General features: G+C 71.3%; 15 protein-coding genes and 1 pseudogene. 12 read left to right on the top strand and 4 right to left on the bottom strand.

What is annotated here, in order from left to right; all coding sequences use genetic code 11:
- Positions 1 to 39 precede the first annotated feature (39 nt).
- The gene (locus tag A6Q79_RS02430) at positions 40 to 246 is read left to right on the top strand and encodes a hypothetical protein (protein ID WP_067857726.1); all 207 of its coding nucleotides are present in this window, start codon (positions 40 to 42) and stop codon (positions 244 to 246) included.
- A gap of 118 nt (positions 247 to 364) precedes the next feature.
- Entirely contained in the window at positions 365 to 3,109 is a 2,745-nt protein-coding gene (uvrA, locus tag A6Q79_RS02425; protein ID WP_317695953.1) for an excinuclease ABC subunit UvrA, read from the top strand.
- Between the two features lie 105 nt (positions 3,110 to 3,214).
- Here uvrA and A6Q79_RS02420 read toward each other — a convergent pair whose 3' ends face one another.
- Together A6Q79_RS02420 and A6Q79_RS18535 are read right to left on the bottom strand one after the other, a co-directional pair.
- Positions 3,215 to 3,760: a hypothetical protein gene (locus tag A6Q79_RS02420; RefSeq protein ID WP_286689751.1), complete on the bottom strand. Its 546-nt coding sequence runs from the start codon at positions 3,758 to 3,760 to the stop codon at positions 3,215 to 3,217.
- A 348-nt stretch (positions 3,761 to 4,108) separates the two neighbouring features.
- Positions 4,109 to 4,198: pseudogene (locus A6Q79_RS18535) on the bottom strand (hypothetical protein); the annotation flags it as partial.
- A 233-nt stretch (positions 4,199 to 4,431) separates the two neighbouring features.
- On the opposite strand from A6Q79_RS18535, the gene uvrC reads away from it, so the two are divergent.
- The 10 genes from uvrC (at position 4,432) to A6Q79_RS02365 (ending at position 13,670) form a co-directional block, all read left to right on the top strand.
- On the top strand, positions 4,432 to 6,372 hold the full coding sequence (gene uvrC / locus A6Q79_RS02410) for an excinuclease ABC subunit UvrC (RefSeq protein ID WP_067857716.1): 1,941 nt from the start codon (positions 4,432 to 4,434) through the stop codon (positions 6,370 to 6,372).
- The gene (gene rapZ, locus A6Q79_RS02405) at positions 6,369 to 7,229 is read left to right on the top strand and encodes an RNase adapter RapZ (RefSeq protein ID WP_067857711.1); all 861 of its coding nucleotides are present in this window, start codon (positions 6,369 to 6,371) and stop codon (positions 7,227 to 7,229) included. The genes uvrC and rapZ overlap by 4 nt, the downstream gene beginning before the upstream one ends.
- Positions 7,226 to 8,194: a uridine diphosphate-N-acetylglucosamine-binding protein YvcK gene (gene yvcK / locus A6Q79_RS02400; RefSeq protein WP_286689753.1), complete on the top strand. Its 969-nt coding sequence runs from the start codon at positions 7,226 to 7,228 to the stop codon at positions 8,192 to 8,194. Before rapZ ends, yvcK begins: the two co-directional genes overlap by 4 nt.
- 38 nt (positions 8,195 to 8,232) lie before the next feature.
- Complete coding sequence (gene whiA, locus A6Q79_RS02395) at positions 8,233 to 9,216, top strand: DNA-binding protein WhiA (protein ID WP_067857702.1); 984 nt, start codon at positions 8,233 to 8,235, stop codon at positions 9,214 to 9,216.
- Positions 9,197 to 9,982 (top strand): putative protein N(5)-glutamine methyltransferase, encoded by a 786-nt coding sequence (locus A6Q79_RS02390; protein WP_286689754.1) that lies wholly within the window; start codon positions 9,197 to 9,199, stop codon positions 9,980 to 9,982. Before whiA ends, A6Q79_RS02390 begins: the two co-directional genes overlap by 20 nt.
- A gap of 62 nt (positions 9,983 to 10,044) precedes the next feature.
- Positions 10,045 to 11,049 carry a type I glyceraldehyde-3-phosphate dehydrogenase gene (gene gap / locus A6Q79_RS02385; protein WP_067857696.1) on the top strand — a complete coding sequence of 335 codons (1,005 nt, stop codon included), beginning with the start codon at positions 10,045 to 10,047 and terminating at the stop codon, positions 11,047 to 11,049.
- A 1-nt stretch (position 11,050) separates the two neighbouring features.
- Positions 11,051 to 12,268, top strand: a complete 1,218-nt coding sequence (gene pgk, locus A6Q79_RS02380) for a phosphoglycerate kinase (RefSeq protein ID WP_067857693.1) — start codon at positions 11,051 to 11,053, stop codon at positions 12,266 to 12,268.
- The gene (gene tpiA / locus A6Q79_RS02375; protein WP_067857689.1) at positions 12,268 to 13,062 is read left to right on the top strand and encodes a triose-phosphate isomerase; all 795 of its coding nucleotides are present in this window, start codon (positions 12,268 to 12,270) and stop codon (positions 13,060 to 13,062) included. Before pgk ends, tpiA begins: the two co-directional genes overlap by 1 nt.
- Before the next feature lie 16 nt (positions 13,063 to 13,078).
- Positions 13,079 to 13,315 (top strand): preprotein translocase subunit SecG, encoded by a 237-nt coding sequence (gene secG, locus A6Q79_RS02370; protein ID WP_067857686.1) that lies wholly within the window; start codon positions 13,079 to 13,081, stop codon positions 13,313 to 13,315.
- A gap of 1 nt (position 13,316) precedes the next feature.
- On the top strand, positions 13,317 to 13,670 hold the full coding sequence (locus A6Q79_RS02365) for an RNA polymerase-binding protein RbpA (protein ID WP_067857684.1): 354 nt from the start codon (positions 13,317 to 13,319) through the stop codon (positions 13,668 to 13,670).
- A gap of 85 nt (positions 13,671 to 13,755) precedes the next feature.
- Here A6Q79_RS02365 and pgl read toward each other — a convergent pair whose 3' ends face one another.
- Entirely contained in the window at positions 13,756 to 14,472 is a 717-nt protein-coding gene (gene pgl, locus A6Q79_RS02360; RefSeq protein ID WP_067857681.1) for a 6-phosphogluconolactonase, read from the bottom strand.
- The coding region (locus A6Q79_RS02355; protein WP_317695936.1) for an OpcA/G6PD domain-containing protein at positions 14,472 to 14,667 on the bottom strand (196 nt) is incomplete at its 5' end. The genes pgl and A6Q79_RS02355, both read right to left, overlap by 1 nt.

The following is a 14,667-nucleotide window of genomic DNA, read 5'->3' as shown; positions in this document are numbered from 1 at the left end:
GGACGGGAGCGGCCCGGTCGGGGAGCAGGGGAGCGGACGATGAACGGTGCAGAGCTCGCAGGACGACTGATCGGCTTCGCCATCGTGCTGGCCGTGCCGATCGTGATGATCGTCGTCGGCCAGCGTCGCAAGCGGGAGAGCGCCGGTGAGCGGGGCGGCGTGCTGTTCGTGAGCGGCATCGTGCTGCTCGTCCTCGTGGTGCTGGGCATCCTGAGCTCCGCGGCACAGATGAGCACCGCCCCCTGAGGCGCGGCGCCGGGGCCGTGGGTGAGGTCACCGTCGCCCGAGGTGTTTCTGTCGGCGGTCGCGACTAGGGTCGAGCACGTATGCATACTCCTGTCTTCGTAGCCCTGGAGGGACGCTCGTGACGTCGGACCGCATCGTCGTGCGCGGCGCCCGCGAGCACAACCTCAAGGACGTCTCCCTCGACCTCCCGCGCGACGCCCTCATCGTCTTCACCGGCCTGTCCGGGTCGGGCAAGTCGTCGCTCGCCTTCGACACGATCTTCGCCGAGGGGCAGCGACGCTACGTCGAGTCGCTGTCGGCGTACGCGCGCCAGTTCCTCGGGCAGATGGACAAGCCCGACGTCGACTTCATCGAGGGTCTCCACTGCCCCGAGTGCGGCGAGCCGATCTCCCGCCAGACGCCCCAGCAGATCGTCGACCGCATCCTCGCGATGCCCGAGGGTGCCCGGTTCCAGGTGCTCGCGCCCGTCATCCGCGGTCGCAAGGGTGAGTACCTCGAGCTGTTCAAGCAGCTGCAGCAGCAGGGCTTCAGCCGGGCGCTCGTCGACGGCCAGGTGCACAACCTCGCCGACGAGCCGCCGAAGCTCGCCAAGCAGAAGAAGCACACGATCGACGTCGTCGTCGACCGGCTGCAGGTCAAGGAGTCGATGCAGCAGCGGCTCACGGAGTCCGTCGAGACGGCGCTCGGCATCGCCGACGGTCTCGTGCTCGCCGACTTCGTCGACCTCGACGACGACGACCCGAACCGCGTGCGTCGCTTCTCCGAGAAGCTCGCGTGCCCCAACGACCACCCCCTCGCCGTCGACGAGCTCGAACCGCGCTCGTTCTCCTTCAACGCCCCCTTCGGCGCGTGCCCCGAGTGCCACGGCCTCGGCACCCGGATGGAGGTCGACCCCGAGCTCGTCGTGCCCGACCCGACGAAGTCGATCAGCGACGGCGCCATCGCGCCCTGGAGCTACAACCAGGTCTCCGAGTACTTCCTGCGGATCACGCAGGCGCTCGCCCAGGAGATGGGCTTCTCCACCGACACCCCCTACGGGAAGCTGCCCAAGAAGGCGCAGGACGTGCTCATGCACGGCCACCCCGACAAGGTGCACGTCACCTACAAGAACCGGTACGGCCGGCAGCGGTCGTACTACACGGCGTTCGAGGGTGCCATCGCGTTCATCGAGCGTCGCTACGCCGAGACCGAGTCCGAGACCAACCGCGAGCGCCTCGAGGGCTTCATGCGCGAGGTGCCGTGCGGCGAGTGCGGCGGCAGCCGGCTCAAGCCCGTCATCCGCGCCGTCCTCATCAACCACCCCGAGCTCGGCCCGAAGAACATCGCCGAGGTCAGCAACCTCTCCATTGCCGAGGCGGCCGAGTACCTCAAGGGCCTCGAGATGACCGACCGCGAGCGCCAGATCGGCGAGCGGGTGCTCAAGGAGATCCACGAGCGGCTGCGGTTCCTGCTCGACGTCGGCCTCGACTACCTCAGCCTCGACCGCGCGGCGGGCTCGCTGTCCGGCGGCGAGGCGCAGCGCATCCGGCTCGCGACGCAGATCGGTGCCGGACTCGTCGGCGTCCTCTACGTCCTCGACGAGCCGTCGATCGGGCTGCACCAGCGCGACAACCACCGGCTCATCGAGACCCTCGTCCGACTGCGCGACATGGGCAACACGCTCATCGTCGTCGAGCACGACGAGGACACCATCAAGGCAGCCGACTGGGCCGTCGACATCGGACCCGGCGCCGGCGAGCACGGCGGCCAGGTCATCGTGTCCGGGCCGGTCAAGCAGCTGCTGAAGAGCAAGGACTCCGTCACCGGGCAGTACCTCTCCGGCCGGCAGTCGATCCCGGTGCCCGAGGTCCGGCGTCCGCGCGAGAAGGGTCGCGAGATCACGATCCACGGCGCCCGCGAGAACAACCTGCGCGACATCGACGTCACGTTCCCGCTCGGCCAGCTGGTGGCGGTCACGGGCGTGTCGGGCTCGGGCAAGTCGACGCTCGTCAACGACATTCTCTACACATCGCTCGCCCGTCAGATCTACGGCGCGCGCACCATCCCCGGACGGCACCGGACCATCAGCGGCGCCGACAACGTCGACAAGATCATCCACGTCGACCAGTCGCCGATCGGTCGGACCCCGCGGTCGAACCCGGCCACCTACACGGGCGTGTTCGACCACGTCCGCAAGCTGTTCGCGCAGACGCCCGAGGCGAAGATGCGCGGCTACCAGCAGGGTCGCTTCTCCTTCAACGTCAAGGGCGGTCGCTGCGAGGCGTGCTCCGGCGACGGCACGATCAAGATCGAGATGAACTTCCTGCCCGACGTGTACGTGCCGTGCGAGGTCTGCCACGGAGCGCGCTACAACCGCGAGACGCTCGAGGTGCGCTACAAGGGTCGCACCATCGCCGAGGTGCTCGACATGCCGATCGAGGAGGCCGTCGAGTTCTTCGAGGCCATCCCCGCGATCGCCCGTCACCTGCGCACGCTGGTCGACGTCGGGCTCGGCTACGTCCGCCTCGGCCAGAGCGCGCCGACGCTCTCCGGCGGCGAGGCGCAGCGCGTCAAGCTCGCGTCGGAGCTGCAGAAGCGCTCGACCGGCCGGACCCTCTACGTGCTCGACGAGCCGACGACGGGCCTGCACTTCGAGGACATCCGCAAGCTGCTGCTCGTCCTCGGCCGTCTCGTCGACTCCGGCAACTCGGTCGTCGTCATCGAGCACAACCTCGACGTCATCAAGACGGCCGACTGGCTCATCGACATGGGCCCCGAGGGCGGCTCCGGCGGCGGCACCCTCCTCGCCGAGGGCACCCCCGAGCACGTCGCCACCGTCGAGGCCTCCCACACCGGCCGCTTCCTCGCCCCCCTCCTCACCTGACCGGAGCGGAGATTCCCAGGTCGACCTGGGAATCTCCGCCGAGCACGGGAAACTCAGCGGCGCACGGAGAGGTTTCCGTGCGCCGCTGAGATCTCTACGCTTCGGTCACGCGATGTGGCGGCGACGGCGGCGATAGATGCGGTCGGACTGCTCGAGCTCGTGGGCGATGCGTCGCCCCGTGGCCCCTGCGTGCTTCGGCGTCACCTCCGAGAAGGTGGCACGAGAGACGCCGAAGTCACGGCGTCGGATGCGGTCCTCCCGGTGCTTCTCGCGCACGACGACGTCGCTCGCATCCTCACCCGGCCGAAGGTCGCGCCAGTACTTGCGCCGACCGTCGACCTCGCCGACGTGACGATGCTCCGGCCATCCGACGTCGGTCCAGGCGAAGACCTCCCCGCGATCGTCGGCGACAGGGAACTGCGTGACCGGTATCGGTAGTCCGGCCTCGAAGCACACCTGCCGGAGCAGCGACTCGGCCGCTGTGTGGGCTCCGGGGTCCGCCCGACGCACGACGAGTCGAGCCAGCCGTGACCCCTGCCATCCCCGGAAGCGTCCGGTGGCCTCCTGGAGCGCTGCGCGTTCGGCCAGGCCCAGGTGCAGCGCCGAGTCCATGACGACGAGCGCGCGCCGGACGTCCTGACCGCACGCCACCTGAAACGCAGCGTGGTCGGCTCGCACCGCGGGAAGACCAGAGAGAGTCTCGACGACCTCAACGCCGTCGAGCCTTCGATGGTGGTGCACTCCCGACTCCGACCGTGCCGAACCCGGATCGAGCCTCATCACGTGGACGACTTGCAGGTCGACCGCCCACGTGGCCATGCCGTGCGCGATCGCTGCACTGTGGTGCGACAATGCCATGCTCCCTGGCGCGAACTTCGCCAGCACACTGCGGGCGAGGAGCAGGTGACGCTGCTCCCGGTCGAGGGACGCGAGGAAGTGCGGGAGGGCGTAGGTCCCGACCCGGATTCGTGTCAACACACCTGCCATCAGGTGCGCCGCGATGCTCTGGTCGCTCCACCCCAGAGCGAGAAGGTCCGATCGGAGCACGAACCCTCCTCGTTCTCTCGCGGCGTGCTCGACCTCGTTCATGCCTCCGAGCCTGGCGTCTGCTCGGGGAAGTCGGAACGCCGCTTCTCAGCCCTGTGGACGACAGCGACCATCCGCTGAACCCGGTGTGGACGGCCGGCACGAAGCACGGGAATCTCAGCGAAGCACGGGGAGCAAGCCGTGCTTCGTTGAGATTCCCGTGCTCCGTCGCAGATTCCCAGGTCGACCTGGGAATCTCCGTCGAGGGTGTCGGTGGGGGCTCGTAGGGTGGGGGAGTGGCGGATCCAGCGACCTATCGGCCGGCTCCGGGGGAGATTCCCGTCGAGCCCGGGGTGTACCGGTTCCGGGACGCGCAGGGGAGGGTGATCTACGTCGGGAAGGCGAAGTCCCTCCGCGCCCGGCTCAACTCCTACTTCCAGGACGTCGCGGGCCTGCACGAGCGCACCGCGCGCATGGTCACCACGGCCGCGTCGGTCGACTGGACCGTGGTCACCACCGAGGTCGAGGCGCTGCAGCTCGAGTACACGTGGATCAAGGAGTTCGACCCGCGGTTCAACGTCAAGTACCGCGACGACAAGAGCTACCCGTGGCTCGCGGTCACGGTCGGCGAGGAGGTGCCGCGCGTGCAGGTCATGCGCGGTGCGCAGCGCAAGGGCGTGCGCTACTTCGGCCCCTACGGCCACGCCTGGGCCATCCGCGACACCGTCGACACGCTGCTGCGCGTTTTCCCGATGCGCTCCTGCTCGGCCGGCGTCTACCGCCGCGCGCAGGGCATCGGGCGTCCCTGCCTCCTCGGCGACATCGGCAAGTGCGCCGCGCCGTGCGTCGGACGGGTCACGCCCGAGGAGCACCGCGACATCGTCGACGACTTCATGGCGTTCATGGGCGGGCAGACCTCCGGCTTCGTCAAGGGCATCGAACAGAAGATGCGCCACGCCGCGGAGCAGCAGGAGTACGAGCTGGCCGCGAAGTACCGCGACGACCTCGGGGCTCTCCGTCGGGCGCTCGAGAAGCAGACGGTCGTGCTCGGCGACGGCACCGACGCCGACGTGCTCGGCTTCGTCGACGACCCCCTCGAGGTGGCCGTGCAGATCTTCTCCGTCCGTGGCGGACGCATCCGCGGCCAGCGCGGGTGGGTCGCCGACAAGGCCGACGACGCCGACTTCCCCGAGCTCGTGCAGCGCGCCGTCATGACCCTGTACGAGAACACCACCACCGAGGCCATCCCGCGCCAGGTGCTCGTGCCCGAGCTGCCCGCCGACGTCGACGCCGTCACCGAGCTGCTCACCGAGCTGCGCGGCGGTCCGGTGCGGATCCGGGTGCCGCAGCGCGGCGACAAGAAGCGCCTGCTCGAGACCGTCGAGCAGAACGCGCAGCAGGTCATGGCCCGGCACAAGCTCAAGCGCGCCGGCGACCTCACCGCGCGGAGCAAGGCGCTCGAGGAGATCCAGGAGTACCTCGACCTGCCCACCGCGCCGCTGCGCATCGAGTGCTACGACGTGTCCAACCTGCAGGGCACCGAGATCGTCGCCTCCATGGTGGTCTTCGAGGACGGTCTGCCGCGCAAGGGCGAGTACCGCCGCTTCACCATCCGTCACGAGGGCCAGAGCGACGTCGCCGCCATGCACGAGGTCATCACCCGACGCTTCCAGCGGCTGCTGAAGGCGCGCAAGGAGGGCGACGAGGTGCCCGGCATCGACCCCGAGACCGGGCTGCCGCGCAAGTTCGCGTACGCGCCCGGGCTGGTCGTCGTCGACGGCGGCCCGCCGCAGGTCGCGGCGGCCCAGGCGGCCATGGACGAGCTCGGCATCACCGACGTCGCCCTGTGCGGGCTCGCGAAGCGGCTGGAGGAGGTGTGGGTGCCGCAGGACGTCGACCCCGTCATCTTCCCGCGCACCAGTGAGGCGCTCTACCTCCTGCAGCGCGTGCGCGACGAGGCGCACCGCTTCGCGATCACCCACCACCGGCAGCGTCGTGCGAAGGCCATGACCGGCAGCGCGCTCGACGACGTCCCGGGGCTCGGGCCGAGCCGGCGCAAGGCCCTCATGGCGGCGTTCGGGTCGGTCCGCAAGATCCGCGCCGCGAGCGTCGAGGAGGTGGCGGCCGTGCCCGGGTTCGGACGCGCTACGGCAGAATCCGTCGTGGCGGCACTCGCCGCCGACACGCCCGGGCCCACCGTCGACACCGCGACGGGGGAGATCGTGGAGGACCGATGACCCCGCTGACCACCTTCGTCGTCGTCACCGGCATGACCGGTGCGGGTCGCGGCACCGCCGCGAAGGCGCTCGAGAAGCTCGGCTACTACGTCATCGACAACCTGCCCGCCGCGATGATCGAGGAGGCCGTCGACGCCGTCCAGGGCGCCGACGTCCCGCGTCTGGCCGTCGTCGTCGACTCCCGCTCCGGTGCGTTCTTCGGTGGCCTCACCGACGCGCTCGAGTCGCTGCGCGAGCGCGGCATCCGGGCGCGCGTGCTCTACCTCGAGGCCGCCGACGAGGTCCTCGTCCGCCGTCAGGAGGCCGCGCGCCGACCGCACCCGCTCAGCATGGAGGGACGGCTGCTCGACGGCTTCAACCGCGAGCGCGAGCTGCTGCGCACGGTCCGCGGTCGCGCCGACATCGTCATCGACACGACGCGGCTCAACATCCACCACCTCGCCCGGCGGGTCCAGGCCGCGTTCGAGGAGCCCGGTGCCCTGGGGCTGCGGGCGTCGGTGATGTCGTTCGGCTTCAAGTACGGCATCCCCATCGACGCCGACATGGTCGCCGACATGCGCTTCCTGCCCAACCCGTACTGGGTCGAGGAGCTCCGGCCGATGAGCGGCCTCGACGCCCCGGTCAGCGAGTACGTGCTCAGCCAGCCGAAGGCCGAGGAGTTCCTCGACTCCTACGAGAACCTCGTCGACATGCTCACCGACGGGTTCCTGCACGAGGACAAGCGCTTCCTGACCATCGCGATCGGCTGCACCGGCGGACGTCACCGCAGCGTCGCCATGTCCGAGGCGTTCGCCGAGCGGCTGCGCGGCCACGGTGTGCGCACGCTCGTCGTCCACCGCGACCTGGGGCGCGAGTGACCACCCCGCCGACGGCACCTCGCGGCGGCGTCCGGGTCGTCGCCCTCGGCGGCGGGCACGGGCTGGCCGCGAGCCTGTCCGCGCTGCGTCTGCTCGACACCCAGCTCACCGGCATCGTCACCGTCGCCGACAACGGCGGCTCCTCCGGCCGGCTGCGCGAGGAGCTCGGGGTGCTGCCGCCCGGCGACCTGCGGATGGCGCTCGCCGCCCTGTGCGCCGACGACCAGTGGGGCCGGCAGTGGGCCACGGTCCTGCAGCACCGCTTCAGCAGCGACGGCCCGCTCGACCAGCACGCCGTCGGCAACCTGCTCATCGCGGCGATCTGGGGGATCCTCGACGACCACGTCGCCGGGCTCGACCTCGTCGGCGACCTCCTCGGCGCGCGGGGCCGGGTGCTCCCCATGGCCGCCGTCCCGCTGCACATCGAGGCCGACGTGCACCTGCGCGCAGACCCCGACCGGCTCACCGTGGTGCGCGGCCAGGCGCAGGTCGCGTCCGTCGACGGGCAGGTGGTGAGCGTCCGGCTCGACCCGGAGGACCCGCCGGCGTGTCCCGAGGCCGTCGAGGCCGTGGAGGCGGCCGACTGGGTCGTCGTCGGCCCCGGCTCGTGGTTCACCTCGGTCATGCCGAACCTGCTGGTGCCGCAGCTGCGCGACGCGCTCGAGCGCACGTCGGCGCGCCGCGCGCTCGTGCTCAACCTCAGCGAGCAGGAGGGCGAGACCGAGGGGCTCTCGCCGACCGACCACCTCGAGGTGCTCGCCGCGCACGCCCCCGACCTACGGCTCGACGTCGTCCTCGCCGACCACTCGCTCGTCGACGACGCAGGCGTGCTCGAGCGGGCCGCGCAGTCGCTCGGCGCACGCGTCGTGGCGGCCGACGTCGCGGTCGCCCGGGGCGCCGACCAGCACGACCCCGCCCGGCTGGCCCGGGCCTTCGAAGGGTTCTTGCGCGCGGGCATACAGTGAGGGTCTGACTGCACGCGACGACGTTGGAGGACGCCCGCATGGCCATGACGGCTCAGGTCAAGTCGGAGCTCGCGAGCACCACGGTGACGAAGGCGTGCTGCCGCAAGGCGGAGGTCGCCTCGATGCTGCGCTTCGCCGGCGGTCTGCACATCGTGGCGGGTCGCATCGTGGTGGAGGCCGAGCTCGACACCGGCGCCGTCGCGCGGCGTCTGCGCCGCGACATCCAGGAGGTCTACGGGCACGCGAGCGAGATCCTCGTCGTCCAGGGCACCAACCTGCGCAAGGGCACGCACTACGTGGTGCGGGTGGCCAAGGACGGTGAGGCGCTCGCCCGCCAGACCGGCCTCATCGACGCGAGCGGTCGCCCCGTCCGCGGGCTGCCGCCGCAGATCGTCTCCGGTGCGTCGTGCGACTCCGTCGCCGCCTGGCGCGGCACGTTCCTCGCGCACGGCTCGCTCACCGAGCCCGGCCGCTCGTCGGCGCTCGAGGTGAGCTGCCCCGGTCCCGAGGCGGCGCTGGCGCTCGTGGGCGCCGCACGCCGGCTCGGCATCAGCGCCAAGGCGCGTGAGGTGCGCGGTGGCGACCGCGTCGTCATCCGCGACGGCGAGGCCATCGGTGCGCTCCTGACCCGCCTCGGGGCGCACGAGACGCTGCTGGCGTGGGAGGAGCGCCGCATGCGCCGCGAAGTGCGTGCCACCGCCAACCGGCTCGCGAACTTCGACGACGCCAACCTGCGTCGCTCGGCCCGCGCGGCGGTCGCCGCCGGAGCCCGGGCACAGCGCGCGCTGGAGATCCTCGGCGAGGACGTCCCGGACCACCTGCGGATGGCCGGCGACCTGCGCGTCGAGCACCGGCAGGCCAGCCTCGAGGAGCTCGGTGCCCTGCACGAGCCCCCGCTCACGAAGGACGCGATCGCGGGTCGTATCCGCCGCCTCCTGGCCATGGCCGACAAGCGCGCGTCCGACCTCGGCATCCCCGACACCGAGGCGAGCGTCAACGAGGATGCGCTCCCCGAGGCCTGACGCCGACGCCGTCGCGGCCCATCTGCGCAACGCCGGGTGCGTGTTCGCCGACGACGAGGCGCGGCTGCTGCTCGCCGAGCACGAGGCGGGCCGTCCACTCCACGACATGGTCGCCCGACGGGTCGCCGGCGAGCCGCTCGAGCAGGTGCTCGGCTGGGCCGAGCTCGACGGCGTGCGCGTACGGCTGCGGCCGGGCGTCTTCGTGCCGCGGCGCCGCTCCGCCGCCCTCGTCCACGCGGCCCTCGAGGTCGTCGACCGCGAGGCCCGCGCCGTGGTCGTCGACCTGTGCTGCGGGTCGGGGGCCCTGGGGCTCGCGGTCTCCCGCTCGGTGCCCCACCTCGAGCTGCACGCGGCCGACGTCGACCCGACGGCCTGTGCTTGTGCCCGCGACAACCTCGACGGCGTCGGAGAGGTCCACCAAGGAGACCTGCTCGACGCGCTGCCCGCCGACCTGGCCGGGCGTGTGGACCTGCTGCTCGTGAACGCGCCGTACGTGCCGACCGCGGACCTCGCGACGCTGCCGCGCGAGGCCCGCGACCACGAGCCCGTGACCGCGCTCGACGGCGGCGTCGACGGCGTGGTGCTGCACCGGCGCGTCGCAGCAGACGCCGGGGCCTGGGTCCGCCGCGGAGGACGGGTGCTGGTCGAGACCTCCGGACGACAGGCGCCGCTCACCGTCGCCGGCTTCGCCCCGGCCGACTGGCACGTCGACGTGCTCACCGACGACGACCTCGGCGCGACCGTGGTGCGGGCGACTCGCCGGTAGCCGACGCGACTCGATAGGCTGGCGCCCACCACACCCCGACCCCAGTAGGAGCAGGTTTCACCGTGACCGTTCGCGTGGGCATCAACGGCTTCGGCCGCATCGGCCGCAACTTCTTCCGGGCGGCCCGTGCCGCCGGGACCGACATCGAGATCGTCGCCGTCAACGACCTGACGGACAACAAGACGCTCGCGACGCTCCTCAAGTACGACTCGATCCTCGGCCGCCTCGACGCCGACGTGTCCTACGACGACACGTCGATCACCGTCGGCGACCAGAAGATCGCCGCGTTCGCCGAGCGCGACCCCGCGAAGCTCGACTGGGCGTCGGTCGGCGTCGACATCGTCGTCGAGTCCACCGGCTTCTTCACCGACGCCACCAAGGCGAAGGCGCACGTCGACGGCGGCGCCAAGAAGGTCATCATCTCCGCCCCGGCGAAGAACGAGGACATCACCATCGTCATGGGCGTCAACCACGACCTCTACGACGGTGCGCAGCACACGGTCATCTCGAACGCCTCCTGCACCACCAACTGCCTCGCCCCGATGGCCAAGGCGCTCAACGACGCCCTCGGCATCGAGCAGGGCCTCATGACGACGATCCACGCGTACACGCAGGACCAGAACCTGCAGGACGCGCCGCACAGCGACCTGCGTCGCGCCCGCGCCGCCGCGCTCAACATCGTGCCCACCTCCACGGGTGCCGCGAAGGCCGTCAGCCTCGTGCTCCCCGAGCTCAAGGGCAAGCTCGACGGCTACGCGCTGCGCGTGCCCGTGCCCACCGGCTCGGCCACCGACCTCACCTTCACCGCGTCGCGCGAGACGTCGGTCGAGGAGGTCAACGAGATCCTCAAGACGGCCTCCGAGGGTGCGCTCAAGGGCTTCCTCACCTACACCGAGGACCCGATCGTCTCCTCCGACATCGTCACCGACCCGTCGTCGTGCATCTTCGACTCGGGCCTGACGAAGGTCATCGGCGACCAGGTCAAGGTCGTCGGCTGGTACGACAACGAGTGGGGCTACTCCAACCGCCTCGTCGACCTCGTCAAGCACGTCGGCGCCTCTCTCTGACGTGGCGGCCCAGACGATCGACGACCTGCTCGCGAGCCGCGGGGGAGACCTCAGCGGCACGCGGGTGCTGGTCCGCAGCGACCTGAACGTGCCGCTGGACGGCAGCACGATCACCGACGACGGCCGCGTGCGCGCCAGCGTCCCGACCATCCAGAAGCTCGCCGGTGCCGGTGCGCGCGTGCTCGTCACCGCGCACCTCGGCCGGCCGAAGGGTGCGCCGGACCCCGCCTACTCGCTGGAGCCCGTGGCCGAGCGCCTCGCCGAGCTGCTCGGCACGCCCGTGCTGTTCGCCAACGACACCGTCGGCACCGAGGCGCAGCGGATCACCGCGGCGCTGCAGGACGGCCAGGTGGCCGTGCTCGAGAACGTCCGCTTCAACGAGGGCGAGACGAGCAAGGACGACGCCGTCCGCGGCGCGTTCGCCGACGAGCTCGCGGCGCTGGCCGACGTGTTCGTCTCCGACGGGTTCGGGGTCGTGCACCGCAAGCAGGCCAGCGTCTACGACGTCGCCACGCGGCTCCCGGCCGTGGTCGGCGGTCTCGTGCAGGCCGAGGTGGAGGTGCTGGAGCGGCTCACCGAGTCGCCCGAGCGCCCCTACGTCGTCGTGCTGGGCGGGTCGAAGGTCTCCGACAAGCTGGGCGTCATCGACAACCTGATCGAGAAGGCCGACAGCCTGCTCATCGGCGGCGGCATGGTCTTCACGTTCCTCAAGGCGCAGGGCCACGACGTCGGCTCCTCGCTGCTCGAGGCCGACCAGCTCGACGTCGCCCGCGAGTACGTCGAGCGCGCTGCCGCGCGGGGCGTCGACCTCGTGCTCCCGACCGACGTCGTCGTCGCGCCGGAGTTCTCGGCCGACGCCCCGGCCACGGTCGTCGCCGCCGACGCGATGCCCGACGACCAGATGGGCCTCGACATCGGCCCGGAGAGCGCCGAGCGCTTCGCCGAGGTCGTGCGCGGCGCGCGCACCGTCTTCTGGAACGGCCCCATGGGCGTGTTCGAGTTCGAGGCGTTCGCGGCCGGCACGAAGGCCGTCGCGCAGGCGCTCACCGAGGTCGACGGACTGTCGGTCGTCGGCGGGGGCGACTCCGCCGCGGCGGTGCGCCAGCTCGGCTTCACCGACGACCAGTTCGGCCACATCTCCACCGGGGGCGGCGCGAGCCTCGAGTACCTCGAGGGCAAGACCCTGCCCGGCCTGCAGATCCTCGAGAAGGAGTCCTGATGGCACGCACCCCTCTCATGGCGGGCAACTGGAAGTCCAACCTCAACCACCAGGAGGCCGTCGTCCTGGTGCAGAAGCTGGCCTGGACCCTGCAGGACAAGAAGCACGACGCCGCCCGGTCCGAGGTCGTCGTCATCCCGCCCTTCACCGACATCCGCAGCGTGCAGACGCTCGTCGACGGCGATCGGCTGCCCATCCGCTACGGCGCGCAGGACGTGTCCGAGCACGACGGCGGGGCGTACACCGGCGAGGTCACGGCAGCGATGCTCGCCAAGCTCGGCTGCTCCTACGTCGTCGTCGGCCACTCCGAGCGTCGTGAGTACCACGGCGAGACCGACGCGGTGGTGAACGCCAAGGCCACGCGGGCCCTGGCCGCCGACATCACGCCGATCGTCTGCGTGGGCGAGGGGCTGGAGGTCCGCCAGGCCGGCGACCATGTCGCGTACACGCTCGACCAGCTCGACGGCTCGCTCGCCGGGCTGACGCCCGAGCAGGTCGCGGGCCTCGTCGTCGCCTACGAGCCCGTCTGGGCCATCGGCACCGGCGAGGTGGCCACGCCCGAGGACGCGCAGGAGGTGTGTGCGGCCATCCGGTCCCGGATCGCCGAGACCTGCTCTTCCGAGGCGGCGCAGGCGGTGCGTATCCTGTACGGCGGATCGGTGAAGGCGGCCAACATCGCCGCGATCATGGCCAAGTCCGACGTGGACGGCGCCCTGGTCGGCGGTGCGAGCCTCCAGGCGGAGGAGTTCGCCGCCATCGCCCGGTTCTACGACATGCCGGCCCTGCCCTCCTGATGGAAGACCTGAACCTGTGATCATCCTGTTGTCGTCCGTGCTGACGATCTCGAGCCTGCTCATGATCGTCCTGATCCTCATGCACAAGGGACGCGGAGGCGGTCTGTCCGACATGTTCGGCGGCGGCATCTCCAGCTCCCTCGGTGGCTCGTCGGTGGCCGAGCGCAACCTCGACCGCATCACCGTCGGCATCGCCGTCGTGTGGACGGTCTCGGTCATCCTGCTGGGCCTCCTGCTGAAGGTGAGCAACTGACATGGCGGCGGGAGCGATCCGCGGCAGCCGCATCGGCTCGGGGCCGATGGGCGAGGCAGAGCGTGGCGAGGCCGCGCCGCGCAAGGCGGTCACCTACTTCTGCGCCAACGACCACCAGACGGCGCTGAACTTCGCGCTCGAGGCGGAGCCGCCGGAGTCGTGGGACTGCCCGCGCTGCGGCCTCCCGGCCAGCCACGACGCCGAGAACCGTCCGACGGCCCCGAAGACGGAGCCCTACAAGACGCACCTGGCCTACGTGAAGGAGCGTCGCAGCGAGGACGAGGCGCAGGTGATCCTCACCGAGGCGCTCGACTCGCTCCGGTCGCGTCGCAAGTCCGGCGAGATCATCTTCTGACCGTCCCCGCGGTCCGGAACACCATCGCCCTCCACGCCGAGCGTGGAGGGCGGTGTCGTTCCCGCAGCGGGGGTGGTGCTCGGCGTCAGAGCCGGCCGGCGGCGTCCTCGTCGAGGAACCAGAGCGTCTCGTCGCGACCGTGCGCGCCGCGTGCCGGGGTCTCCTCCAGGGAGCCGTCGGCGGCGAGCGCCCGGGCCACCGCGTCGGCCTTGCCGTCGCCGGAGACGAGGAACCAGGTGGCGCGCGTGTGGTTGAGCGCCGGGAAGGTCAGGCTCGTGCGCTCCGGCGGGGGCTTGGGGGAGTCGAAGACCTCCACGCAACGACGCTCCTGCTCGTGCACCTGGGCGAAGCCCGGGAACAGCGACGCGACGTGCCCGTCGGGTCCGACGCCGAGCAGCACGACGTCGAAGGGTTCGTCGGGCAGGGACGCGCCGTACCCGTCGGCCGCCTCGGCCATCGACGTCGAGCAGCCGTGCGCCGGCATGCTGTGCACCTGCGACGCCGGGACAGACAGCCGGTCGAGGAAGCTGTCGCGCGCCTGGCGGTCGTTGCGGTCCTCGTGCCCCTCCGGGACGAAGCGCTCGTCGCCGAACCAGTAGACGACGTCGGACCAGTCGGCGGCCTCGGCGTCGAGCCGCTCGTAGATCGCGATGGCGATCGTGCCGCCGGTGAGCACCACGTGCGGCGTGCGTCCCTCGGCCTGGACGGCTGCGACACGCTCGGCGAGCGCGGCGGCCACGGCCGCCGCGAGGGCGTCGGCGCCGGTATGGACGAGGGTGCGGGCGGCGGGGGCGTCGGGCATCAGGACTCCAGGAGGTGGGTGAGGGTCTCGTGGTAGACGTCGTCGGCGTCGAGGCGGCGCAGGTCCTCGGCGAGCAGCTCTGCCAGCGTGCGCGGGCCGAGCGGGACGTGCCGCGGCGCGGCGCCCGGGATCGAGAACAGACAGGTCTCGGCGTCGATGCGCTCGATGGTGACGTCGCCGGCGTCGGTCTCCAGC

This window comes from Aeromicrobium sp. REDSEA-S32_B7 (genome assembly GCF_001626145.1).
Classification (GTDB): Bacteria; Actinomycetota; Actinomycetes; order Propionibacteriales; family Nocardioidaceae; genus Aeromicrobium; species Aeromicrobium erythreum.
This window is presented reverse-complemented; position numbering and strand designations above follow the sequence as displayed.